Annotated in this window: 23 protein-coding genes and 4 tRNA genes; 18 read left to right on the top strand and 9 right to left on the bottom strand. The window is 65.3% G+C overall.

Translation table 11 applies throughout. The annotated features are described in order from the left end of the window. The first annotated feature begins 573 nt into the window (after positions 1–573). From AC1DYM_RS21690 to AC1DYM_RS21675, 4 genes are read left to right on the top strand one after another with little or no spacing between them, the layout of a single operon-like run. Complete coding sequence (locus tag AC1DYM_RS21690) at positions 574–1509, top strand: ABC transporter ATP-binding protein (protein ID WP_477341923.1); 936 nt, start codon at positions 574–576, stop codon at positions 1507–1509. Continuing rightward, positions 1506–2240: an ABC transporter permease gene (locus tag AC1DYM_RS21685; RefSeq protein ID WP_477341921.1), complete on the top strand. Its 735-nt coding sequence runs from the start codon at positions 1506–1508 to the stop codon at positions 2238–2240. Before AC1DYM_RS21690 ends, AC1DYM_RS21685 begins: the two co-directional genes overlap by 4 nt. Beyond that, positions 2237–4099 (top strand): GldG family protein, encoded by a 1863-nt coding sequence (locus tag AC1DYM_RS21680; protein ID WP_477341919.1) that lies wholly within the window; start codon positions 2237–2239, stop codon positions 4097–4099. Before AC1DYM_RS21685 ends, AC1DYM_RS21680 begins: the two co-directional genes overlap by 4 nt. A 4-nt stretch (positions 4100–4103) precedes the next feature. Further along, positions 4104–4955 (top strand): cytochrome c oxidase assembly protein, encoded by an 852-nt coding sequence (locus AC1DYM_RS21675; RefSeq protein WP_477341917.1) that lies wholly within the window; start codon positions 4104–4106, stop codon positions 4953–4955. Here the strand turns inward: AC1DYM_RS21675 and ppk2 are convergent. The 3 genes from ppk2 to hemA all read right to left on the bottom strand — a co-directional run bounded on the left by ppk2 (position 4949) and on the right by hemA (position 8253). Further along, positions 4949–5725 (bottom strand): polyphosphate kinase 2, encoded by a 777-nt coding sequence (gene ppk2 / locus AC1DYM_RS21670; RefSeq protein WP_477341915.1) that lies wholly within the window; start codon positions 5723–5725, stop codon positions 4949–4951. The genes AC1DYM_RS21675 and ppk2 overlap by 7 nt on opposite strands. A gap of 142 nt (positions 5726–5867) precedes the next feature. Then, positions 5868–6950, bottom strand: a complete 1083-nt coding sequence (prfA, locus tag AC1DYM_RS21665) for a peptide chain release factor 1 (protein WP_477341913.1) — start codon at positions 6948–6950, stop codon at positions 5868–5870. A 31-nt stretch (positions 6951–6981) separates the two neighbouring features. Next, positions 6982–8253 (bottom strand): glutamyl-tRNA reductase, encoded by a 1272-nt coding sequence (hemA, locus tag AC1DYM_RS21660; RefSeq protein ID WP_477341911.1) that lies wholly within the window; start codon positions 8251–8253, stop codon positions 6982–6984. 107 nt (positions 8254–8360) lie between these two features. Here hemA and AC1DYM_RS21655 point away from each other — a divergent pair, with 107 nt between their 5' ends. The 8 genes from AC1DYM_RS21655 to ychF all read left to right on the top strand — a co-directional run bounded on the left by AC1DYM_RS21655 (position 8361) and on the right by ychF (position 15927). Continuing rightward, positions 8361–10100, top strand: a complete 1740-nt coding sequence (locus tag AC1DYM_RS21655; protein WP_477341909.1) for a tetratricopeptide repeat protein — start codon at positions 8361–8363, stop codon at positions 10098–10100. 107 nt (positions 10101–10207) lie between these two features. Next, positions 10208–10825, top strand: coding sequence for a lipoprotein insertase outer membrane protein LolB (gene lolB, locus AC1DYM_RS21650; protein ID WP_477341907.1), 618 nt, complete (start codon positions 10208–10210; stop codon positions 10823–10825). A 42-nt stretch (positions 10826–10867) separates the two neighbouring features. Continuing rightward, positions 10868–12256 (top strand): 4-(cytidine 5'-diphospho)-2-C-methyl-D-erythritol kinase, encoded by a 1389-nt coding sequence (gene ispE / locus AC1DYM_RS21645; protein ID WP_477341905.1) that lies wholly within the window; start codon positions 10868–10870, stop codon positions 12254–12256. 39 nt (positions 12257–12295) lie between these two features. Continuing rightward, a tRNA-Gln gene (locus AC1DYM_RS21640) sits at positions 12296–12372 on the top strand. A gap of 71 nt (positions 12373–12443) precedes the next feature. After that, the gene (locus tag AC1DYM_RS21635) at positions 12444–13382 is read left to right on the top strand and encodes a ribose-phosphate diphosphokinase (protein ID WP_071924944.1); all 939 of its coding nucleotides are present in this window, start codon (positions 12444–12446) and stop codon (positions 13380–13382) included. An 84-nt stretch (positions 13383–13466) separates the two neighbouring features. After that, the gene (locus tag AC1DYM_RS21630; protein ID WP_477341903.1) at positions 13467–14120 is read left to right on the top strand and encodes a 50S ribosomal protein L25/general stress protein Ctc; all 654 of its coding nucleotides are present in this window, start codon (positions 13467–13469) and stop codon (positions 14118–14120) included. Positions 14121–14223: 103 nt separating this feature from the next. Continuing rightward, entirely contained in the window at positions 14224–14802 is a 579-nt protein-coding gene (gene pth, locus AC1DYM_RS21625) for an aminoacyl-tRNA hydrolase (protein WP_477341901.1), read from the top strand. Between the two features lie 33 nt (positions 14803–14835). Continuing rightward, on the top strand, positions 14836–15927 hold the full coding sequence (ychF, locus tag AC1DYM_RS21620) for a redox-regulated ATPase YchF (RefSeq protein ID WP_477341899.1): 1092 nt from the start codon (positions 14836–14838) through the stop codon (positions 15925–15927). A 54-nt stretch (positions 15928–15981) separates the two neighbouring features. Here the strand turns inward: ychF and AC1DYM_RS21615 are convergent, their stop codons facing one another. The 3 genes from AC1DYM_RS21615 to AC1DYM_RS21605 all read right to left on the bottom strand — a co-directional run bounded on the left by AC1DYM_RS21615 (position 15982) and on the right by AC1DYM_RS21605 (position 17146). Continuing rightward, positions 15982–16194 (bottom strand): hypothetical protein, encoded by a 213-nt coding sequence (locus tag AC1DYM_RS21615; protein WP_477341897.1) that lies wholly within the window; start codon positions 16192–16194, stop codon positions 15982–15984. After that, entirely contained in the window at positions 16191–16784 is a 594-nt protein-coding gene (locus AC1DYM_RS21610; RefSeq protein ID WP_477341895.1) for a DUF6338 family protein, read from the bottom strand. The genes AC1DYM_RS21615 and AC1DYM_RS21610 overlap by 4 nt, the downstream gene beginning before the upstream one ends. 62 nt (positions 16785–16846) lie before the next feature. Next, positions 16847–17146, bottom strand: a complete 300-nt coding sequence (locus AC1DYM_RS21605) for a hypothetical protein (RefSeq protein WP_477341893.1) — start codon at positions 17144–17146, stop codon at positions 16847–16849. 111 nt (positions 17147–17257) lie between these two features. Here AC1DYM_RS21605 and AC1DYM_RS21600 point away from each other — a divergent pair, with 111 nt between their 5' ends. Further along, complete coding sequence (locus AC1DYM_RS21600; protein WP_477341891.1) at positions 17258–17725, top strand: MarR family winged helix-turn-helix transcriptional regulator; 468 nt, start codon at positions 17258–17260, stop codon at positions 17723–17725. 31 nt (positions 17726–17756) lie between these two features. On the opposite strand, the gene AC1DYM_RS21595 is transcribed toward AC1DYM_RS21600, so the two are convergent. The 3 genes from AC1DYM_RS21595 to AC1DYM_RS21585 are packed head-to-tail and all read right to left on the bottom strand — an operon-like array spanning position 17757 to position 20447. Further along, the gene (locus tag AC1DYM_RS21595; RefSeq protein WP_477341889.1) at positions 17757–18131 is read right to left on the bottom strand and encodes an STAS domain-containing protein; all 375 of its coding nucleotides are present in this window, start codon (positions 18129–18131) and stop codon (positions 17757–17759) included. After that, on the bottom strand, positions 18128–18553 hold the full coding sequence (locus tag AC1DYM_RS21590) for an ATP-binding protein (RefSeq protein WP_477341887.1): 426 nt from the start codon (positions 18551–18553) through the stop codon (positions 18128–18130). Before AC1DYM_RS21590 ends, AC1DYM_RS21595 begins: the two co-directional genes overlap by 4 nt. Continuing rightward, positions 18534–20447: a SpoIIE family protein phosphatase gene (locus AC1DYM_RS21585; protein ID WP_477341885.1), complete on the bottom strand. Its 1914-nt coding sequence runs from the start codon at positions 20445–20447 to the stop codon at positions 18534–18536. The genes AC1DYM_RS21590 and AC1DYM_RS21585 overlap by 20 nt, the downstream gene beginning before the upstream one ends. Before the next feature lie 101 nt (positions 20448–20548). Here AC1DYM_RS21585 and AC1DYM_RS21580 point away from each other — a divergent pair, with 101 nt between their 5' ends. From AC1DYM_RS21580 to AC1DYM_RS21560, 5 genes are all read left to right on the top strand, one after another. Then, positions 20549–21034 carry an acyl-CoA thioesterase gene (locus AC1DYM_RS21580; RefSeq protein ID WP_477341883.1) on the top strand — a complete coding sequence of 162 codons (486 nt, stop codon included), beginning with the start codon at positions 20549–20551 and terminating at the stop codon, positions 21032–21034. 166 nt (positions 21035–21200) lie between these two features. After that, positions 21201–21286: transfer RNA gene (locus AC1DYM_RS21575), tRNA-Tyr, on the top strand. A gap of 17 nt (positions 21287–21303) precedes the next feature. Then, a tRNA-Gly gene (locus tag AC1DYM_RS21570) sits at positions 21304–21377 on the top strand. Between the two features lie 27 nt (positions 21378–21404). Next, a tRNA-Thr gene (locus AC1DYM_RS21565) sits at positions 21405–21480 on the top strand. A 64-nt stretch (positions 21481–21544) separates the two neighbouring features. Further along, on the top strand, positions 21545–22367 hold an 823-nt coding region (locus tag AC1DYM_RS21560), incomplete at its 3' end, for an elongation factor Tu (protein ID WP_477341881.1).

Below are 22367 nucleotides of genomic sequence, written 5' to 3'. Positions count from 1 at the left end.
CCCTCGGGGCCACGCTCCGGCGACCCGCTAAGGAAGGGCCGCGAATCGCGGCCGTTTACTTATTGCCCTACGGGCCGGGTCGGCGCCCCACCGGCGGTTTCCGACTCGACATCCTGTCTCGCGAAAACGGCTGGCCGTCCTGGCCAGCCCCCTTCGGGCTTTTTCCGGTGGGACGCCTCGCCTCCGCTACCGGCCCCGAGGGCGATACCCGCCGGCTCTTCCGGAGACTGACGTGTCGTGAGGTCGAGCCAACGCTCGCAACGGGCACAGTGCGGGCCCTTGGTAGGAGCCGATTCATCGGCGAACCCTCAACACCGCTATCGCGAACGAGCCCTTGTGTCGCATCGTGCGGGCGGTTAACCGCTCGCCTCATCACTACAAGGCCTCATCCGCTCGCTCGATAGCCTGAGGGTTCGCCGACACAGTCGGCTCCTACACAAAACTTGCGTTATGAGGGTGGCACCCGCCGGCTCTTGCGACGCACCGCGAGCCGGGCAAAACGCGAGGCCGTAGGCGAGCCCTCCCAAAGCCAAGAAAACCTTTTTCCGAAGCCCCTCGCTACACTGCGAAGTAATGATCGAGACCGAACGACTCACTCGTTGTTATGGGCCGCTGACCGCGGTGGATGCCCTGACCCTGCGCGCCGAGCCGGGGCAGGTGCTTGGCTTGTTGGGGCCCAATGGCGCCGGCAAGTCGACGGCCATGCGCATGATTGCCGGGTTCCTCGCGCCGACCTCGGGTACGGCCCGGGTCTGCGGCCACGACGTACGCAAGGAGCCGCTCGCCGCCAAGCGAGCGCTGGGCTATTTGCCCGAAGGCGCGCCCAGCTACGGCGAGATGACGATCCGGGAGTTCCTCGTCTTCATGGTGCGCGTGCGGGGCCTGGACCGGGACATCGCGTTCCGCCGTTTCGACGAAGTCGTCGTGCGGCTCGAGCTCGAGGACGTGCTCGAACAGACCATTGGCACCTTGTCGAAAGGTCTGCGCCGGCGAGTGGGCCTGGCACAAGCCATCCTTCACGATCCGCCCGTGCTGATGCTCGACGAGCCGACGGACGGCCTCGACCCGAACCAGAAGCACTCGGTGCGCATGCTGATCGATGCGATGGCTCGTGAACGCACGATCCTGATTTCCACGCACCTGCTCGAGGAAGTCCACGCGCTCTGCAATCGCGTGGCGATCATCGCCAACGGGCGCCTGCTTGCCGACGCCACGCCGGCGGAGCTCGAAGCGCGCTCGCGTTATCACGGGGCGGTGTCGTTCAGTGCGCCGGGTAGCGGTGTGTCGCGCGAGATGCTGGCGCGTATTCCCCATGTCGCTTCGGTGGAAGTCGATCCGCTCGACGGCCGCGTCACCGTGTTTCCCCGAAACAGCCAGCCCATTCTCGACGAGGTACAGGCCCTCTTGCGCACGCAGAACCTCGAGGTCTCGGAGATCCAGCTCGAGCAGGGACGCCTGGACGAGGTGTTCCGCCAGATCACCACGCAGCCGCGTGGAGCCCAGGCATGAGCGGCGTGACGGCGATCATGCGTCGCGAGTTGTGGAGCTATTTCGTCACGCCCGTGGCCTATGTGTTCATGGTCATTTTTCTGGTCATGGCCGGCGTGCTGACGTTCTACTCGGGCGACTTCTACGACCGCGGCCTGGCCGACCTGCAGCCGTTCTTCGACATGCACCCCTGGCTTTACCTCGTGTTGGTCCCCGCGGTGACCATGTCCATGTGGGCCGAGGAGCGCGCCTCAGGCACGCTGGAGCTGCTGTTTTCCCTGCCGGTGTCGATCTCGCAGGCCGTGCTCGGCAAGTTTCTCGCTGCGTGGGCCTTCATCGGCATCTGCCTGTGCCTGACCTTCCCGATCTGGATCACCGTGAACTATCTCGGCGATCCGGACAACGGCGTGATCCTTGCCGGCTACGTCGGCAGCTGGCTGATGGCCGGCGCATTCATTGCCATCGGCACGTGCATGTCCACGGCGACGCGTAGCCAGATCATCGCGTTCATCCTCACGGCCGCGGTGTGTTTCCTCCTGCTGCTCTCCGGCCAGCCCCAGGTGCTGGACTTCTTCCAGGACGCGGTGCCGCCGCGGGTCATCGGTGCGCTGGGCCAGCTGAGCATCGCCCGTCACGCCAGCGCCATCGCGCGCGGCGTGCTCGATCTCCGTGATCTGGTGTACTTCTTCGCCACCATCGTGGCCTGGCTGGCTGCCAGCGTCGTGGTCCTCGACCTGAAGAGGACGCGATGAGCATGTCGCGTCACCTGCACCTGTCCCGTGCCTTCCTGCTGCGTATCTCGCTGCTCGGCATCGCCGTGCTGTTCACGGTCGTCATCGCGATCAGCTCGTTGTCGCTGCGCACGGCGCGCGTCGACCTCACATCGGATCGCATCTATACCCTCACACCCGGCACCCTCGACATCGTCGATGGCTTGCGCAAGCCGCTCACGCTGACCCTGTATTTCTCCGATCACGCCACGCGCGACCTCGCGCAGCTGCGTAGCTACGAACAGCGCGTGCACGAGATGCTGCGCGAGATCGCCGTGCGCGCCCATGGCCGGATCCGCCTTCGCGTGATCGATCCGGTGCCTTACTCGGATGACGAGGATGCCGCCGAAAGTTACGGTCTCACGCCTGCCAGTGGTGGCAGCAACGGCGAGCGCGTGTTCTTCGGCCTGGTTGGTAGTGCCGGCCCCGGTGACACGGCACCGCAGGCCATTCCATTCTTCGATCCGGCGCGCGAATCCTTCGTCGAATACGACATCGCCAAGCTGCTCTACGAGCTGGGCATGCCGAAGAAGCCACGGCTGGGCGTGATGAGCTCCTTGCCGCTGGAGGGTAACCTGGTGATCGGCGAGGCGCCCTGGACGCTGATGCGCCAGCTGGACCAGCTGGCCGACGTCACCACGATCGACCCGGACAGCGTCACCCATGTCGATCCGTCGATCAACGTGCTGCTCCTCATTCATCCGAAGCATCTGTCGGACGATGCGCAATACGCGATCGACCAGTTCGTCCTGCGCGGAGGCCATCTGGTCGTCTTTGTCGATCCGGATGCGGAGATGGACACGGCGCCGCTGATCGACTCGCACGGCACGGTCGACGATCACGATTCGAATCTGCCGCGCCTGTTCCCGGCCTGGGGTGTCGTCTTCGACCCGACCCGTGTCGTGCTCGACCGCTCGCAGGCGCTGACCATCGAGCTCAACGGCAATAGCATCGGCCACCCGGCCATGCTCGGTCTCGGTGCACAGGACCTCAACCACGAGGACGTGGTCACGGCCAGCCTGCAGCGAATCAACTTTTCGACGGCCGGCTTCTTCGAGCTCGCCCAGGATACGAAGGCCCGCTTGATTCCGCTGGTGCAGACCTCGGACGAGGCCGCCATCGTGCCGGCCCAGCGCGTCCGCGATTCGGCCAGCGATCCGACCAGCCTGCTCGAGAACTACGAGCCGACCCACGATCGCTATCTGCTCGCCGCGCGTCTGCGTGACACCTTCCACACGGCGTTTCCGGAACGTCACGAGAAGGGACACCTGGCTRTCGCCAGCGGCCCGGGCGAAATCGTGCTGGTCGCCGACACGGACCTGCTGTCGGATCGCCTGTGGATCGACGTGCAGCCGCTGCTCGGCCAGCAGCAGCTGACGCCGTTCGCCAACAACGGCGACTTCGTCGCCAACCTCGTCGATAACCTGGGTGGTTCGACGGCCCTGTTGTCGATCCGCGGGCGGGTGAACTCGCAGCGGCCGTTTACCCGCGTCAAGGCATTGCAGGCGGCGGCGGATCGCAAGTTCCTGGTCAAGAAGCGCGAGCTCGAGAACGAGCTCTACGAAACCCAGCGGCGACTCGCCGAGCTGCAGCCGGCGAAGGGCACGACGGCGCCGACGACGGCGACCGCGGAGCAGCGCCGGGAAGTGGAGCAGTACCTGCAACGCAAGCTGGCTATCGGCAAGGAGTTGCGCGAAGTGCAGCACCAGCTCAATGCTGAAATCGATGCCCTCGGCCTGCGCCTGAAGTTCATCAACATCGTGCTCGTGCCGGGCCTGGTAGCCCTGCTCGGCCTGATCTACGGGTGGCGGCGCACGCGTCGCGCCCGTCGCGTCGTCTGAGCGGATGGGTGCCGGTGTCATGAAGTGGATCGTGCCCTGGGAATTCTCCTGGGTGTTCCTCATCGTCTTTCTCGCCACCGCGGCGGCGTACATCGCCGGGACCCGGCGCCTGCGTGTCACGCCATTACGCCAGGCCGCGTTCTGGGCGGGCATGGCGATCGTGTACATCGCGCTGCATACGTATTTCGATTACTACGCCGAGCATGAGTTCTTCATGCATCGCATCCAGCAGGTGTTGCTGCATCACCTTGCGCCATTGCTGCTGATTGCGGCGTACCCGGGTACCGTGTTGCGCGCGGGCCTGCCACTGGGGCTGCGCGTGCGCCTTCGACGCGCAGGACAATCGCTCGCGTGGCGCATCGCCGCCGGATGCCTGTTCAACCCGGCCTTCGTRACCGTGTTCTTCGTTGCCTTGATCCTGGTCTGGCTCATTCCCGACATGCAGACCATGGCCATGCTGGACTGGCGGATCTATCGCGCGATGAACTGGTCGATGGTGCTCTCGGGCCTGACGTACTGGTGGATCGTGCTGGATCACCGGCCGAAACCGCCGGGGCGGATGTCCCCGGGCATCCGTGTCCTGTCGCCGGCGATCACCATGACACCGCAGATCGTGGCCGGTGCCATCGTGACCTTCTCGAAGACCGACCTGTACCCGATCTTCGAGATTTGCGGCCGCGCTTTCACGCTCAATGTGCTTACCGGCCAGCTCATCGGTGGGGTGATCATGTGGGTGCCGGCCGCGATGATCGAATCGGCCGGCGGCCTGCTGGCCTTGCGCCAGTGGCTGCGACTGTCACGCAGCGGACGCCTGCCACGCAGGGCGCCCGTGCGACGTGCCGCCGTGCGTCAGTAGACCTTCGGTACCTTCTCCGCCTTGGCGGTGACCTTGTCCTTCTTCGGCTTGCCCTTCAGCGGCGGCAGGTCGAACTCCTTGTCCGGCGTGAGCTTGTCGGGCACCTGGTCGAGCAGGTGGCGGATCAGGTTCAGGCGGCCTTCTTTCTGGTCGTTGAAGTCGGCGACGAACCAGGGCGCATCGGCGGTATGCGTGTGCTGGATCATCGCGTCTCGAAGGTCACCCATCTCGGCGTACTTCTCGCGGGCCTTGAGGTCCACGGGCGAGAGTTTCCAGCGCTTGAGCGGATCGGCGGCACGCTCGGCGAAGCGCTTTTCCTGCGGCTCCTGATCGACCGACAACCAATACTTGACCAGGATGATGCCGTCGTCGGTCAGCAGTTTTTCGAACGCGGGACAGGCCTTCATGAAGGCGTCGTACTGCTCGTCGGTACAGAAGCCCATGGCGGGCTCGACCACGGCGCGGTTGTACCAGCTGCGATCGAACAGCACGAGCTCACCGGCGGTGGGAAGCTGGGTGACGTAACGCTGGAAGTACCACTGGCCTTCTTCGGTATGCGAGGGCTTGCCCAGGGCGACCACGCGCGCGGCGCGGGTGTCGAGCTTGTCGGTGATGGCCTTGATGGTGCCGCCCTTGCCGGCGGCATCGCGTCCTTCGAGTATCACCAGCATGCGCTTGCCGGTGGCACGCAGCCAGCGCGTGAGGCCGACCAGTTCGACTTGCAGCGCCTCGAGATCGTGCTCGTAGGCTTTCTTCTTTTTCTTGCCCATCGGTTCGGTTCCGTTCCACGGGGGAGGTGACCGGCATTGTGGAACAGGAAATGTAAGTTTGGTGCGAGCACCCATCGCCGATGAATCGGCTCCCACAAGAGCTTGCGGTATCCCTGTGGGAGCCGCTTCAGCGGCGATGCTCTCAGCCGCCGCCAATCAGATTTTGCAGCTCATCCGCCTGGTGTTCGCGGGTCAGCGTATCGATCAACTCGTCCAGATCGCCCTGCATCGTCTCGAGCAAGCGATAGAGGGTCAGGTTGATGCGGTGATCGGTAATGCGCCCCTGCGGATAGCTGTAGGTGCGGATGCGCTGGCTGCGATCGCCCGAGCCCACCTGCAGGCGACGCGATTCGGCCTGGGCCGCGCTTTGCTTGCTGCGCTCCGCATCGAGCAGGCGTGCCTTGAGCAGGCTCATCGCGCGGGCGCGATTCTTGTGCTGGCTGCGCTCGTCCTGGCACTCCACCACGGTGCCCGTGGGCAGGTGGGTGATGCGGATCGCCGAGTCCGTCTTGTTCACGTGCTGGCCGCCGGCGCCGGAGGCTCGGAAGGTGTCGACCTTGAGGTCGCCATCGCGGATCTCGATCTCGCCGACCTCGTCCTGCTCGGGCAGGATCGCGACGGTGGCCGCCGAGGTGTGGATGCGCCCCTGCGACTCCGTTTCCGGCACGCGCTGCACACGATGCGTCCCCGATTCGAACTTCAGCTTGGAGTAGGCGCCACGCCCCTCGACGCGGGCGACCACTTCCTTGTACCCGCCGTGCTCGCCTTCGTTGGCATGCAGGATTTCCACGTTCCAGCGCTGCCGCTCGGCGTAGCGGGCGTACATGCGGAACAGGTCGCCGGCGAAGATGGCCGCCTCGTCACCGCCTGTTCCCGCGCGCACTTCCAGGAAGAGGTTGCCCTCGTCGCGTGGGTCCGTGGGCAGGAGCAGGACCTGGAGGTCGGCATCCAGGTCGCGCAGGCGGTCTTCGATCCGGGCGATGTCGTCGGCGGCCATCTCGCGCATCTCGGCGTCGTCGAGCATGGCCCTGGACTCGGCCAGCTCACGCTCGGCCGTGTCGTGTTCCTTCAGTGACAGCGTGACCGGTTCCAGCTGCGCGTATTCGCGCGAGAGGTCGCGGAAGCGCTGGCCGTCGGCGAGGACGTCCGGCTGGGCGAGCAGCAGGCCGATTTCTTCGTGCCGTTCGGCCAGGGCTTCGAGTTTGCGGCGGATCGAGGGGGTCATTCGGGGCACGAGGTGTGGCAGGAGCCGCACATCATGCGGAAACGTCGTCGTCCGGGTCCAGTCCGTAAAGCCGGCCGGCCGCATGGAGGAGGTCGAGATCGCCCGATAGCGCGGCATCCCGCAGGCGCGCGCTGGGGGCGTGGAGCAGCTTGTTGGTCAGGGTGTTGGCGAGGAAGGCGAGGGCTTCGTCCGCCGACCGGCCCCTGGCCACCATGGCCTGGGCCTTGGCCAGTACCTCGTCGCGCTGCGCCTCGGCAGCCACGCGCATGTCCACGGCGGGGTTGCGCAGGCTCAATGCCCGGCGCCACGACATGTAGCGATCCACCTGGAGGTCGATGATCGCGTCGGCTTCGCGGGCGGCCATCTCGCGCGAGCGGCGGTTCTCGTCGATCACCTGCTTGAGGTCGTCGATACCGTAGAGGTACACGTCGTCGAGATGGGCCACCTCGGGCTCGATGTCGCGCGGCACGGCGATGTCCACCATGAACATCGGTCGCCGGCGGCGGGCGGCGATGGCGTCGGCCACCATCTGCTTCGTCACCACGGGCAGACGCGAGGCCGTGGAGGTGATCACGATGTCCGCTTCGGCGAGGTGACGGGGCAGGTCGGCCAGCGCGATGGCATAGCCGCCGTGGCGGACGGCCAGCTCCTGCGCGTTTTCGAGGGTGCGATTGGCCACGATGAGGCGGCGCACCTTCTTGTCGGTCAGGTGCCGGGCCGCCAGTTCGATCGTCTCGCCGGCGCCGATCAGCAGGACGCAAGCCTGGCGCAGGTCGGTGAAGACCTGCTCGGCCAGGCGTACGGCGGTATAGGCCACGGACACCGTATGGGCGCCGATGCGGGTGTCGGTGCGGACCCGCTTGGCCACGGCGAACGTATGCTGGAGCAGGCGTTCCATCGGCGCGCGCAGGCTCTGCGCCGAACGGGCCTGCTGGTAGGCGTCCTTCACCTGGCCGAGGATCTGCGGCTCGCCCAGCACCATGGAGTCCAGGCCCGTGGCGACGCGGAACATGTGGCGCACCGCGTCCTGCTCATCGTGCCGGTAAAGGAACTCGTCCAGCCGTTGTGGGGTCAATCGGTGCTGACGCGACAACCACTGGCCCGGTATGGCCTCGAAACCTTCCGTGACGCTGCAGTACAGCTCGGTGCGATTGCAGGTGGAGAGGATCATGGCCTCTTCGACACCCGGCTGGCGGACAAGGTCGTCCAGCGCCTGCGGCGCCACCGCGGCATCGAATGCCACCTGTTCGCGCAGGCTGACCGGCGCGGTGAGGTGATTGAGCCCGAGGGCGATGAGTGGCATGACGGGCGTGAGTCGGCTTCGGTGGCGTCGGCTAAGCTAAGGGCGCATTGTGCGCTAACAAGGCGTGTGGCTCTTGCAGCGCCCTATCGATTATGACGGAGACTAGTGTGCTGAGCGGTCGGTCCAAGTTCAAGCAACTGCGGCATTGTGTGGTCCTGGCCAGCCTGATGGCCGCCGCGGCCGGGTGTGCCGTAGCGCCCCACGAGGCACCCAAGGCGACCCGCACCGGCGTCCAGCCCCTCGACCGGCTTCAGGTGGCGATCCTGCCACCCGAGCGCGATGTCCAGGCCCAGCTCATGGCAGGCGATTTTGCGTTGGCCGGCAACGATCTCAAGGCTGCCGCCGCGGCGTATGGCCAGGCGGCCCAGCTCAGCGACGACCCCCGCGTGGCGGGGCGGGCGACCGAGCTCGCCCTGGCCGTGCATGACCAGGCGGCCACGACCCGGGCGATCGACCGCTGGGCGGTGCTCCATGGCAAGCCGCTCGAGCTGGCCGAAGCCAGGGCGCGGGCGGCGCTGGATCGCGGCGACACGGTGGAAGCCGAGCGCCAGCTCGATGCCATGATCGCCACCGGCGATCCGGATGCCTGGCGCGAGATCGGCCGCACCCTGATGAGCGCGCGCGATGCGGCCCAGGCCGGTGTGCTGCTGGAGAAGATCGCCACGCCGCAGCGCCTGCCCAACGATTCCAGCGCATGGCTGGCGATGAGCGAGCTTGGCGAGAACCTGGGGCGCCACGACTACGCGAAAACCGTCGGCGATGGCGCCATGGCGCGCTTTCACGATGGTACGACCTACGCCTGGGCGGCCCAGCAGAAGTTCCGCGCCGGCGACAAGGTCGCGGCGAAAGCGCTGTTCGCCAAGGCCGTCGCGAAGGATCCGAAAAACACCCGTCTCCGCCTGGCCTACGCCAGTGTGCTGGCCCAGGGGGGCGATGAGAAGGCGGCCGCGAAGCTGCTCGCGACCGGACCCCAGGACGGTGACACCTATACGATGCGGATGACGCTTGCGGCGCGCGCGAATGACAAGGCGGCGGTGGGGCGGCTCTACGACGAAATCCGTCACCGGTCCGACGATGTCCAGTCCGACAACGCCTTCACCCTGGGTCAGCTGGCCGAGTTGCTCGGCAAGCAGGAAGACGCCCTGGACTGGTACGCCGCGGTCGGCGATGACGATCCGCACATCTATGACGCCTCGGTCCGCAGCGCGGTCGTGCTGCACATGCAGGGCAAGGACGACGACGCGCACGAGATCGTCGCCGAGTTGCAGACCACTTATGCCGATCGCCCCGAGCAGTTGCTCAAGGCCTTCGCGCTCGACGGCGAGCTGTACATGGATGCCCGCCAGTTCGATGCCGCCGCCGCATCGTATGACAAGGCGCTGCGCGTCAAACCCGACGACACCGACATGCTCTACGGGCGCGGCCTCGCCTATGCGGAGGCCGGCAAGATCGATCTGTCGGTCGCCGACTTCCGCCGGGTACTCGAGATCAAGCCGGGCGATATCGAGGCAAGCAATGCGCTCGGCTACACGCTGGCCGATAACGGCCGCGACCTCGGCGAGGCGCAAAGCCTGATCGAGGCGGCCCGCAGTGCCCGCCCGGACGACCCGTCCGTGGCCGATTCCTGGGGCTGGCTGAAATTCCGCCAGGGCCAGCTCGACCAGGCTGAAAGCACCCTGCGCAATGCCTGGCTCAAGCGCAAGGACGCCGACATCGGCGTGCACCTCGCCGAAGTGCTCTGGGACCGCGGTGAACACGACGAGGCCCGCAGGGTCCTCAACGAAGTGCGTCGCATCGATCCGAAGAACGCTTCCCTGGAGCGGACCGAGCGGAAGCTGAAGCCTTGAGGTGCCTAGACAGTGTCTCGTCTTTCGCAGTTGTAGGAGCCGATTCATCGGCGATGGGTGCTCGCGAGCAGGCCAGCTATGGGCGCCATGCCAGGTGGCGATCGCCGATGAATCGGCTCCTGCAAAAAGCCGCCATCGGCCTTGCTGTCCTCGCGCTTGCCGGCTGCGCCACGACCCGGGCCCCGGTGCGCCTGCAAGGCGACGCCGCGACCCTCGGCCTGCAGGAGCAGCGCGAACGCGGCCTCGCCGATACCAATCACTGGACCCTCGAAGGCAAGCTGTCGGTCAGTGACGGTAAGGACAGCAACTCCGGCTCGTTGACCTGGCGGCAGGACGGCGACCGCTACGAATTCACCGTGCGCGGGCCGATCACCGGCCGTACGTTCCGGCTGACCGGTGGTCCGAACGGTGCCGAACTGGAAGGTCTCGACGGCGGCCCGCGTCACGGCGCCGATGCGGAGTCGCTGATGGCGAGCACGGTGGGCTGGCAGATTCCCCTCGCGGAGCTCAAGCGCTGGGCCCTGGGACTGCGTGCCGACACCGGGCCGGCGGATATCGCTTTCGGTGCGGACCGGCTGCCGTCGCGCCTGGTTCAGGATGGCTGGACGGTCGACTACAAACAGTGGGATGTCACGCGGCAGCCGGCCATGCCGACACGGGTTTTCGCCGAGAAAGCACCCTACAAAGTCAGGCTTTCCGTCGAGAACTGGTCGTTCGGTCGATAGCGCGCCGCTATACTCCGCTCCTCTGTGGCACCCCGGTCCCTGATGAACTTCCAGATCTCCCGCGCTCACGCGGACGACGCCGAGCGCCTCTGCGCCATCGAGCGGGCGGCCGTCGAACTGTTCCGCGGGCACGAGGCATGGCGTGCCTATTCGTCGATGGCCCTGCCGAGCGATATCGTCCGTGGGCTGATCGTCCGCGGCCTGGTGTGGGTCGCCTCGGTCGACGATGACATCGTGGGCTTCGTCTGCCTCGATACGGACGGTGCGCCGGATGCGATCGGCGTGGCGGAAATCGACGTTCTCCCGGCGTTTGGTCGCAAGGGCATCGGCGCCGCGCTGCTCGAGCACGCCTGCGAGTGGGCGCGCGAGGCGGGGTATCGCCGGATCGATCTCGGCACCCTCATCGACGTGCCCTGGAACGCTCCGTTCTACGCCAGGCATGGCTTCAGCGTGGTCGACAAGCATGCGCCGGCCTTTGCCCGGGCCCTCGAGCGGGATCGTGAAAACGGCTTCCCCGACCACCTGCGCGTCTTCATGAGCCGTTCCCTGGCACCGCTGGCTGACGGCGACTGGACCGTATGGCCCGCGCCGGCCAAGCTCAACCTGTTCCTGCGGATCGTTGGTCGTCGCGACGATGGTTACCATGAGTTGCAGACCGTTTTCCGCTTGCTCGACTGGGGCGACGAAGTGCGCCTGCGGATCCGCGGCGACGGCGTCATCACCCGGCCCACTCCCATCAGCGGGGTCCCGGAGGATGCCGATCTGACCGTTCGGGCCGCTCGTCTCCTTGCGGCTGAGACGCGAACCGAGCTGGGTGCGGACATCGCCGTTGCCAAGCGCATCCCCATGGGCGGCGGCCTGGGCGGTGGAAGCTCCGATGCGGCGTCCGTCCTGGTCGGCCTGAACCTCCTGTGGCGGACCGGCCTGGACGAAGACGCCCTGGCCGCCCTCGGCCTCCGGTTAGGCGCCGACGTCCCGGTTTTCGTCCGGGGGCGGTCCGCCTGGGCCGAGGGTGTGGGGGAGCAGCTGACCCCGATGCGCCTGCCCCGACGCTGGTACGTGGTCGTGGACCCCCGCGAAAACGTGCCCACGGCTGCGCTTTTCAAAGCCACCGAATTGACACGAAATGCCCCGCGGGCGACAATTTCATCCTTTGTTTCCGGGGATTCTGCGGAGAACGCCTTCGAGCCTGTGGTTCGTGCGCGTCACCCGCAGGTAGCGGCTGCACTGGACTGGCTGGGTGGCTTCGGCCAGGCGCGCCTGTCCGGCAGTGGTGGCTGTATTTTTCTGGAAACGAGAACCCACGAGGCGGCCCTTGCGGTCGCCTCGCGCTGTCCCAGGGGCTTCAGGGCCCATGTGGCAGCGGGTATCGACCCCTCGCCGCTGCATGTCGCGCGGCAACGGTTCGAAGCTTCGGGGATCGTGTCGTAAAGGACGGGAAGGGCCGCGGGCTGCGGCAAAATGTACTGTTGGGGCGTCGCCAAGCTGGTTAAGGCACGGGATTTTGATTCCCGCATACGCAGGTTCGAATCCTGCCGCCCCAGCCACCGTTCGCGGTGGCAGAGCCGATCCATCCCTCTCTCACGCCAGGAGTTCCTACGTGGATACGTCCACCCCGATGCTGTTCAGTGGCAATGCGCACCGCCTGCTTGCCGACGATGTCGCCGCCCGCCTCGGTATTCCGCTCGGCAAGGCCCTCATCGGCCGGTTCAGCGATGGCGAGGCCCAGATCGAGATCGAGGAAAACGTTCGTAAGCAGGAGGTCTTCGTCATTCAGCCGACGGGCGCCCCCAGTGCGGAGAACCTGTTCGACCTGCTGGTGCTGATCGACGCGCTCAAGCGCGCATCGGCCGGCAGCGTGACCGCGGTGATGCCGTATTTCGGTTATGCCCGCCAGGATCGTCGCCCGCGCTCGGCGCGTGTGCCGATCACGGCGAAGCTGGCCGCCAAGATGATCGCGACGGCCGGTGCCGACCGCGTCCTGACGATCGATCTGCACGCCGATCAGATCCAGGGCTTTTTCGACATCCCGGTCGACAACGTGTACGCCTCGCCGGTGCTTCTGGCCGACATCTGGCGCCACCACAGCATGGATGACCTGATCGTGGTCAGCCCCGACGTCGGTGGCGTGGTGCGCGCTCGGGCGCTGGCCAAGCGCCTTGACGATGCGGACCTGGCGATCATCGACAAGCGCCGCCCGAAGGCGAACGTGGCCACGGTCATGAACATCATCGGCGACGTGGAAGGCAAGACCTGCGTGCTGGTGGACGACATCGTCGACACCGCCGGCACGCTATGCGCCGCTGCGGCGGCGTTGAAGGAAAAGGGCGCCCGCAAGGTCGTCGCGTACTGCGTCCACCCGGTGCTTTCGGGTGCCGCGATCCAGAACATCGAAGGCTCCCAGCTCGACCAGCTGGTGGTCACCAATACGCTGCCGTTGCGCGACAACGCCCGCGACTGTGCGAAAATCCGCCAGTTGTCGGTAGCGGAACTGCTCGCGGAGACGATCCGCCGTATCGCCTTTGGCGAATCGGTGAGCTCGCTCTACATCGACTGACGTATCGTTTTTCGGGCTCCCCTGGTCGCGGAGGGGCCCTTTACCAGTCGCCGGAAGGCGGCTTTCAACACTGAGGCAACACCAATGGCAACGAATCATCAGCTCACGGCTACCAGCCGCAAGATCGAGGGGAAGGGTGCGAGCCGCCGCCTGCGTCTTGCCGGTTACGTGCCGGGTATCGTCTACGGCGCGGGCGACGCGCCGCAGGCCATCCAGGTCCTGCACAACGACGTCCTGCTCGGCTCGCGTTTCGAGTCGTTCTACTCCTCGGTTATCGACCTCACCGTCGACGGCAAGAAGCAGAAGGTCCTGATCAAGGACTGGCAGAAGCACCCGTTCAAGCAGCTCATGCTGCACATGGACTTCCTGCGCGTCAGCGAGAACGAAGTCCTGAAGGTCGCCGTCCCGGTGCACTTCCTGAACCAGGAAAAGTCGCCCGCGGGCAAGACCGCCGGTCTGGTCATTTCGCACAACCTGACGGAAGTCACCGTCTCGTGCCTGCCGAAGGACCTCCCGGAGTTCATCGAACTCGACCTCGCCAAGCTGTCCGCCGGCGACATCGTCCACCTGTCCGACCTCAAGCTGCCGGCCGGTGTGGAAATCCCGGAACTGGGCCTCGGCAAGGAACATGACGTCGCCGTCGTGACCGTCGCCTCGGTCCAGGAAGAAGTCGATCCGGAACCGGCTGCAGGCGTTGAAGCACCGGCCGCCGACGACAAGTCGACCGACAAGAAGTAATTAGGCAACTGTAGGAGCCGATTCATCGGCGAAAAGCCAACGGAGCGGTTAAGCCGAACGCTCCATCGCCGATAAATCGGCTCCTACATAAGCCTGATGAAGCATGGCAACACTACGTCTCATCGTCGGCCTCGGTAACCCCGGGGCCGAATACGTCAGGACCCGGCACAACGCCGGGTTTTGGTGTGTCGACGCCCTGGCGATGGATCAGGGAGAGCGTTGGACCTTCGACGGCAAGCTGCACGGCGAGACCTGCAAGCTGCGCCTCGGTGGCGAGACCGTCTGGCTGCTCAAGCCCGCGACGTTCATGAACAAGAGTGGCATCGCTGTCGCATCGGCGCTGCGTTACTACAAGATCGAGCCGGAAGAATGTCTCGTCGCGCACGACGAACTCGACCTCCCTCCCGGTACCGTCCGCATGAAGTTCGATGGCGGCCACGGCGGCCAGAACGGATTGCGCGACATCGTGACCCATCTCGGGCACGGCAAGTTTCACCGCCTGCGGATTGGCATCGGCCACCCGGGGCATAAGGACAAGGTCACCCCGTGGGTGCTCGGCCGCCCCAATGCGGCTGACGAGGACGCCATCATGCACGGCATCGGGCGCGCGTTCGACGTGCTGCCGCTGGCGCTGGATGGCAAGTTCGAAGAGGCGATGAAACGCCTGCACACGGTCGCCTGACCGCACCAATCACTTCTACCGGACATCATCGCCATGGGCATCAAATGCGGCATCGTCGGCTTGCCTAACGTCGGCAAGTCCACCCTGTTCAACGCGCTGACGAAGGCGGGCATCGCCGCGGCGAATTTCCCCTTCTGCACCATCGAGCCGAACACGGGCATCGTGCCGGTCCCCGATCTGCGCCTGACCCAGCTCTCCGATATCGTCAAGCCGCAGCGGGTGATCCCCACCACGATGGAGTTCGTCGACATCGCAGGCCTCGTGGCCGGCGCGTCCAAGGGCGAAGGCCTGGGTAACAAATTCCTCGCCCACATCCGCGAGACGGACGCGATCGCCCACGTGGTCCGCTGCTTCGAAGACGGCAACGTCATCCATGTGGCGAACAAKGTCGACCCGATCGCCGACATCGAAACCATCGACACCGAGCTGGCCCTGGCCGATCTCGAAGCCGTGCTGAAGGCGCTCGATCGCGCCACGCGTGCGGCCAAGGCCAACGACAAGGACGCGATGGCGAAGAAGCCCGTGCTGGAGAAGCTTCGCATCGTCCTGGATCAGGGTAAGTCCGCGCGCTCCGCTGGCCTCGACGCCGAAGAAAAGGCACTCGTCCGTGACATGTTCCTGATCACGATGAAGCCGCTGATGTATATCGCCAACGTCGCGGACGACGGCTTCGAGAACAACCCGCACCTGGATGCCGTGCGCGCTCACGCCGCCCAGGAAGGTGCCGAAGTGGTGCCGGTCTGTGCGTCGATCGAAGAAGAGCTCGGTCAGCTCGAAGACGCCGATCGCGACGAGTTCCTGAAGGACCTCGGCCTGGAAGAGCCGGGCCTCAACCGCGTCATCCGCGCCGGTTACCGTCTGCTCGGCCTGCAGACCTATTTCACCGCTGGCGAGAAAGAAGTGCGCGCCTGGCAGGTTCGTGCCGGTTCCACGGCGCCGCAGGCCGCCGGTGTGATCCATACCGATTTCGAGCGTGGCTTCATTCGCGCCGAAACGGTCGCCTTCGACGACTTCATCAAGTTCAAGGGCGAGCAGGGCGCCAAGGAGGCGGGCCGCCTGCGCCTGGAAGGTAAGGACTATCTGGTGAAGGAAGGCGACGTGCTGCACTTCCGGTTCAACGTCTGATTGCAGGCGCCATTGTCCTTAAAAAAACCACGGCTCGCGTCGTGGTTTTTTTTGTCAGCGGGCAACGATGTCATCAATCCTGACCAGCACCCACAGGTAGCCCGGAGGCGCATCTCGTTTCGCAGCGTTCGTTGTTGGCGCGGTGTTTTCGAAGAAATGCGCTGGGGGAGGTTGCATGGGTTCGGAAGGCGGCGGGTTGGTGTTGGCGTAGCGATTGTAAAACCGTGGATCTTCCCAGAACCTTTTCTCTGCCGAATCTGGCATCACGTTCTCTCCTTCCGTGCGGGGAACTCAACAAGGGTTACGTCTACTACATTTATCATCAGGGCTTCATGGCTGGAAGTCACGATGTCAGTGCCTCTTGCTCTCCGCGTTGCGCCAGTAATGAAAAAATGGCCTCTTTCAGCATGGTAGGGCCACATCGACGGCCATCCATGCACTTGTGTTTCGTCCTTAAGGTGAAGCACGACGGTTTGCGAAGTTTCCGAGAAGGCGCCGAACCATTCGCTGGGATGGGAGGTCCTGTGCGTCACCCTTAGCTTGCGTAGAACGACATGCACGAGATCGTGGTTTGCGGTCGTGGCAACCACGAGACCTATCGTCAGCGCCGATATCACGGCAGCGATCAGATCGCTGTCCTTATCCCATTCGCCGAACGTATGCCATTCACCTATCCATGATGCGACCTGTCGTTCAGAAGCAACGAGAGCGTGCACGATGGCGGTGTAGATGAGTGCCTGCACGGTTCGATCGAACTGGGACGGCTTCTCGTGTGAGGTCAGCCCGAAGTACAGCCAAGTCACGAGAAAGCCGGGAGCCAGGTACTGGAGAAGCGCAACAACCTCGGTGGAGGCCAAGACGATCTCCATGACCGAAGAAGGATTGGTGGCCTCCGAGAGCGCTTTTAAGAGGCTCTTCGTTACTTCCTAGACCCGGGGATGACTGTCGCCAGCCACTTCCATGCGACAAGCGCCGAGGGCACGCCAAGCGACCACGCGAGGCCAAACCTGTCGAGGAAAGCTCCGTGCACGAGTGCGCGCGCGGCCGGGCCGGCACCCATGTCGACCGCTGCGTGGCTGGCTATCAGTCCCTGCACGATCAGGAACGCCAGGAGAAAAAGCAGGGTGTAGGGAATAACGCGGATCACATCGCCGATCACGCCGATGATGTCTCCGACCCACGATGATGTGAGGAAATCCCAGAGGGGATCCAGACTCATGAAAGGCGCCCCCTGTCCGCGGTGACCGGATCATACGCAAGCCTCGGGTCACGAATCGCTGGCGCAATTCAATCGCTTGCAATTGAATATCCGCGTCCCTACATTGGCTTCATGAGCAAGAACGCCCTCCCGCCAGGTATCGAAGCGCCGCGCACCCTCGACGGGCAGCTGTGCTTCGCGCTGTATTCGGCCAACCTGGCGATGGGGAAGCTCTACCGGCAGTTGCTGGCCGATCTGGACCTGACCTACCCGCAATACCTGGTCATGCTGGTGCTCTGGGAGGCTGACGGGATCACCGTCTCGGAACTGGGCGAGCGGCTGTTCCTCGATTCCGCCACGCTGACGCCGTTGCTGAAGCGCTTGCAGGCGGCGGGCATGGTGCAGCGTACGCGGGGCACGCGCGACGAACGGCAGGTCATCGTCACGCTGACCGACGAGGGCAGGGCACTGCGCGAGAAGGCTGGCCAGGTGCCGGTCGATGTCTTCTGCGCGACCGGGTGCGAGATCGACGAAGTCGTCGGCCTCAAGAGCCAGCTGGAAAAACTTCGCGCTGGCCTGATCGACACCAACAACGGCTGAGCGGCGGCGACCGCCAGGTAGCGGGTGGCCGTCAGCCCGTGATCTGTCGCTGCATGTGGTCCAGGTACTGATCCAGTTCCGCGACGCTCGCGAACACTTCGGCCACGGGCACAGCCTTGACGATCTCAAAGACCTTCTTCACCTGCGGCTGCGGGTTGAGCAGCAGGGTGCGGCCATCACGGTCGTGCATCTGCTTGCGCAGTTGCGCGAGGCTGCGAAGGCCGGCGCTGCTGATGTAGTCGAGGCCCGAAAGATCGATGATCAGCGTGCCGCCGTTGTCGACCATCGGCGTGATGTCGCGCAGGGCACTGTCGAGATCGCCAAAGGTCGCCGCGTCGAGTCGCCCCTCGAGCCAGACGGTGGTGCGGGCGGGGATGGGGCTTTCGCTGCGAACGATCAGGGTCATGAGGACGGCTCGTCGGACAAGGATGGATCGAAACGGATAACGACACGGTTGCCGTGTGCGTCGCGTGCATATTCGAAGTCGCTGGCGATGCTGCGTGCCAGGTGCAGGCCCAGCCCGCCGATCTCCCGGTCCGCGATATCGCCCGGAAGGTCGGGCGGTTCGTGCTGGAGCGGGTCGAACGCTTCGGCGTCGTCGCGCAGTTCCAGGCGAACGGTGTCCGAGCAAATCTCGAGGTGGATCGTGATCTCGCCAGCGCGGCCGTCCGGATAACCGTGACGCACGGTATTGACCAGCAACTCCTCGAGCACGAGGCGTACGTCGGCGCGACAGGCATGGTCGATGGCCGCGAGATCGAGGGTCATCTCCGCGCGGTCCAGGGCGAGGAACACGTCCTCCAGACGATTAGGAATGCACAGCCGCATCGAGGCGGGCTCCCGCGGCGCTGGTGTCGTGCCAGGTCAGGGCGAGCAGGGCGATGTCGTCGTAGGCGACAGCGCCTTCGACATACGCGTCGACATCGCTCAGCACGCGCTCGACGAAGGTTTCCGGCGTCGCGCCCTCTTCGATGCGCGACACGCTTTCGAGAAGCGCGTGCGCGCCATAGAGCTTCTGGTTTCCCGCGTGCGCCTCGCTGACGCCGTCGGTGTACATGAGCACGGTGTCGCCCCCAAGCAGCGTGAGTACCCGCACAGGGTAGCGCGCTTCGCGATCCAGGCCGAGGGCTGGTCCGGTTTCCACGTCGACCAGGATGGCGCTGCCGCCCGCGTGCAGCACGGGCTGCTCGTGTCCGGCGCTGGCGAGGGCGAGCAGGCCGGTTTCGGTTTCGACCACGCCACACAGCAGGGTGACGAACATGCAGGTGTCGTTGCCTTTGCACAGCTCCCGGTTGAGCGAGCCGAGGATGTCGCTCGGCGAACGTGCGTGGGTGGCGATCGTGCGCGCGAGCGTGATCGTGCGGGCCATGAACAGCGCGGCCGGAATGCCCTTGTCCGAGACGTCGCCGACCATGACGCAGACATGCCGCGCGCCGAGCGCGAAGTAGGTGTACAGGTCGCCGCCCACCGCGCTGGCCGGTCGCAGTGCCGCATGCAGTTCGAGCCGGCCGTCATCGGCGAGCCAGTGGGCATCGGGGATCAGGGCGAGCTGGATCTGCCGGGCGATCTCGAGCTCGCTGGCCATGCGCTCCTGTTCGCGCGCGGTCCGTTTCGCCGTATCGATATGGCCGGCAAGCTGATGACGCATGTGATCGAACGCGCGCGTGAGCCGGCCGACTTCGTCGTTGCGGCGAAGGACCGGTAGCTCGAAGTCCAGGTCGCCGCGCGATACGTTCTCGGCGCGCTCGGCGAGCACTCCCAGTGGCGCCATCAGGCGGCGTGTCACGACCAGGGTGATCAGCGACACGCCGGCAAGGGCGAGGACGCCGAGCAGGATGTCGACCATGTAGGTACGGCGCAGGTCGGCGAGCACCTGGCGTTCCGGCATGTTCAGGCCGAACGTCCAGCGTGTGCCCTCGATCGGCACGAAGTAGATCCACACCGGCTCGCTCACCCGGCCGCCTTCCTCCGGGGTGATACGTACGGGGTTGCGCTTCGCGGCCAGGGCGGCGAGCAGGGGACGGCTGCCCCGGGTCCCGATGTAGGACACCCAGTCGTGGGCCAGGAACTCGCCGTTGGCGTCGACCACGAAGGCCGAGGCATGGTCGGGCTTGTCCAGTTCGCCGAGCAGCTTTTGCAGCCAGTCCAGGCTGATGGTGACGTCGGCCACACCGATGACCGGCAGGTTCTTGCCCGCGATGGCGGTGGAGAAGCCGACCAGGGTCTCGTTGCGCTCGGTGGATCGGAACGGCGGCTGCCAGCATCCCTTGTCGCAATTGAGGCCACGGATGAACCAGGGCGAGCTCCAGTACGGTGCGGGATCGCTCAGGCGGGTGCCCATGACGATGCCCCCGGCCGGGTTGCGCCGTGCCACGGGCGCGTCTTCCGGACGCAGGGACGAATGGTCGTGTGGCACGAAGGCGGCGCTGATGTCGCCGATCTCCGGGTTCGCCTCGAGAACGTCGCGGATGATCGCCGGCGCCTGCTCGCGCCGGGTGGTGAGCAGGCCCGCGAGCACCCGGTCGACCTTGGCGACGCCATCGATGCGTGCCTGGATGCGGTTGGCGGCGGACGAGGCGATGGCGGCGGCCTCGCGCTCGGTCTGCTGGAGGGTCTGCTCGCGGGTGTGCGTCAGCAGCAGCCCGCCCGTGACGATCAGGACGATCGCCGACCCCAGCAGGACGGCCAGGGCGAGTCGGGAAGCGACGCTGCGAAGGACCATCGGGCATTCCAAGGATGCGTAGGGCCGAATCTATGCCGGCCGGGGCGGCCGGACAAGCCGTCCGGAGGCCATAATGCGACTTTTCAGAGCAAGGTACTTGCATGCCCGGCACGCAGCGTGAAGTCGAATTCCGTTTCCTGGCCCAGCCGACCGACGTCAACTTCGGCGGGAAGGTCCACGGAGGCATGGCGATGAAGTGGCTGGATCAGGCCGGCTATGCCTGTGCGGTGGGCTGGAGCGGGGCCTACTGCGTCACCGCCTCGGTCAGCGGTATCCAGTTCCTCGCGCCGATCCTGATCGGTGACCTGGTCACTGTACGCGCCCGCCTTATCCATACCGGCACCTCGAGCATGCACCTGGCGGTGGACGTCCTGGCCCGGGATCTGCGCAGCGGCGAGCAACGCCTGGCGACCAGCTGCGTCATGGTTTTCGTGGCGCTCGACAAGCCGGATGGCGGCAAGCCCACGCCCGTGCCGCCATGGAGGCCGGTGGAGCCGAAGGATCTGCGCCTGCAGGAGTACGCACTGAAGCTCATGGAGATGTCGCGCGCGATGGAACCGCTGGTGCTGGCGACCCGCGAAGCGTAAAAACGCTTCCCTTCACGGGGGCGTCTCGTTACACTTCGCGGCCCACCCGTCGACGGCCCGTATCGACGGGGTGTCCGGGCCTCCGGAAGCCGTCATTGCACGCTGATTCGCCTGCAGAAGTTATTGACAGTTTCCGGGACGCTCGCGACAATAGGCGTTCTATGTTGGAGGAATACCCAAGCGGCCAACGGGGGCAGACTGTAAATCTGCTGGCTTACGCCTTCGGTGGTTCGAATCCACCTTCCTCCACCAGACGAGTTCCGCGCAGTGCGGGAGTAGTTCAATGGTAGAACTTCAGCCTTCCAAGCTGATTGTGCGGGTTCGATTCCCGTCTCCCGCTCCATTGTAACTTCGCGCGCTGCGTAATCGTGCTCATGTAGCTCAGTCGGTAGAGCACTTCCTTGGTAAGGAAGAGGTCGCTGGTTCGATTCCAGTCATGAGCACCATCTTCGTCGTCCGCGGCGGTTCCTTTTTTTACTATCTCATTGGCTCCAGCGGAGTTTAGCGCTCATGGCAAAGGGTAAGTTCGAACGTAAGAAGCCGCACGTCAACGTCGGCACCATTGGTCACGTCGATCACGGCAAGACCACGCTGACGGCTGCGCTGACGAAGATCGGCGCCGAGCGTTTCGGCGGTGAATTCAAGGACTACGGTTCGATCGACGCTGCGCCGGAAGAGAAGGCCCGCGGCATCACGATCTCGACCGCCCACGTCGAATACGAATCGCCGATGCGCCACTACGGCCACGTCGATTGCCCGGGACATGCTGACTACGTCAAGAACATGATCACCGGTGCGGCGCAGATGGACGGCGCGATCCTGGTGTGCTCGGCCGCTGACGGCCCGATGCCGCAGACCCGCGAGCACATCCTGCTSTCGCGTCAGGTCGGCGTGCCGTACATCGTCGTGTTCCTGAACAAGGCTGACATGGTCGACGACGCCGAGCTGCTCGAGCTGGTCGAGATGGAAGTCCGCGAACTGCTGTCGAAGTACGAGTTCCCGGGCGACGACACCCCGATCATCCACGGTTCGGCCCGTCTCGCCCTTGACGGCGACCAGTCGGAAATCGGCGTGCCGTCGATCATCAAGCTCGTCGACGCACTCGACAGCTGGATTCCGGAGCCGGAGCGCGTGATCGACAAGCCGTTCCTGCTGCCGGTCGAAGACGTGTTCTCGATCTCGGGTCGCGGTACGGTGCTGACCGGTCGCGTCGAGCGCGGTATCGTCAAGGTGGGTGATGCGGCCGAAGTGGTTGGCCTGAAGGACACCCAGCAGACGACCGTCACGGGCGTGGAAATGTTCCGCAAGCTGCTCGACCAGGGTCAGGCCGGCG

The organism is Luteibacter sp. P1_D3, from assembly GCF_056406135.1.
Note: the sequence above shows the minus strand (reverse complement) of the source record. Positions and strands in the feature narration are given on the sequence as shown.

Coding starts and splice junctions, on each gene's coding strand:
- AC1DYM_RS21690 (WP_477341923.1), top strand. CDS start 574: ATGATCGAGACCGAACGACTCACTCGTTGTTATGGGCCGCTGACCGCG.
- AC1DYM_RS21685 (WP_477341921.1), top strand. CDS start 1,506: ATGAGCGGCGTGACGGCGATCATGCGTCGCGAGTTGTGGAGCTATTTC.
- ppk2 (WP_477341915.1), bottom strand. CDS start 5,725: ATGGGCAAGAAAAAGAAGAAAGCCTACGAGCACGATCTCGAGGCGCTG.
- prfA (WP_477341913.1), bottom strand. CDS start 6,950: ATGACCCCCTCGATCCGCCGCAAACTCGAAGCCCTGGCCGAACGGCAC.
- hemA (WP_477341911.1), bottom strand. CDS start 8,253: ATGCCACTCATCGCCCTCGGGCTCAATCACCTCACCGCGCCGGTCAGC.
- lolB (WP_477341907.1), top strand. CDS start 10,208: ATGAATCGGCTCCTGCAAAAAGCCGCCATCGGCCTTGCTGTCCTCGCG.
- ispE (WP_477341905.1), top strand. CDS start 10,868: ATGAACTTCCAGATCTCCCGCGCTCACGCGGACGACGCCGAGCGCCTC.
- AC1DYM_RS21635 (WP_071924944.1), top strand. CDS start 12,444: ATGCTGTTCAGTGGCAATGCGCACCGCCTGCTTGCCGACGATGTCGCC.
- AC1DYM_RS21630 (WP_477341903.1), top strand. CDS start 13,467: ATGGCAACGAATCATCAGCTCACGGCTACCAGCCGCAAGATCGAGGGG.
- pth (WP_477341901.1), top strand. CDS start 14,224: ATGGCAACACTACGTCTCATCGTCGGCCTCGGTAACCCCGGGGCCGAA.
- AC1DYM_RS21605 (WP_477341893.1), bottom strand. CDS start 17,146: ATGAGTCTGGATCCCCTCTGGGATTTCCTCACATCATCGTGGGTCGGA.
- AC1DYM_RS21600 (WP_477341891.1), top strand. CDS start 17,258: ATGAGCAAGAACGCCCTCCCGCCAGGTATCGAAGCGCCGCGCACCCTC.
- AC1DYM_RS21595 (WP_477341889.1), bottom strand. CDS start 18,131: ATGACCCTGATCGTTCGCAGCGAAAGCCCCATCCCCGCCCGCACCACC.
- AC1DYM_RS21590 (WP_477341887.1), bottom strand. CDS start 18,553: ATGCGGCTGTGCATTCCTAATCGTCTGGAGGACGTGTTCCTCGCCCTG.
- AC1DYM_RS21585 (WP_477341885.1), bottom strand. CDS start 20,447: ATGGTCCTTCGCAGCGTCGCTTCCCGACTCGCCCTGGCCGTCCTGCTG.
- AC1DYM_RS21580 (WP_477341883.1), top strand. CDS start 20,549: ATGCCCGGCACGCAGCGTGAAGTCGAATTCCGTTTCCTGGCCCAGCCG.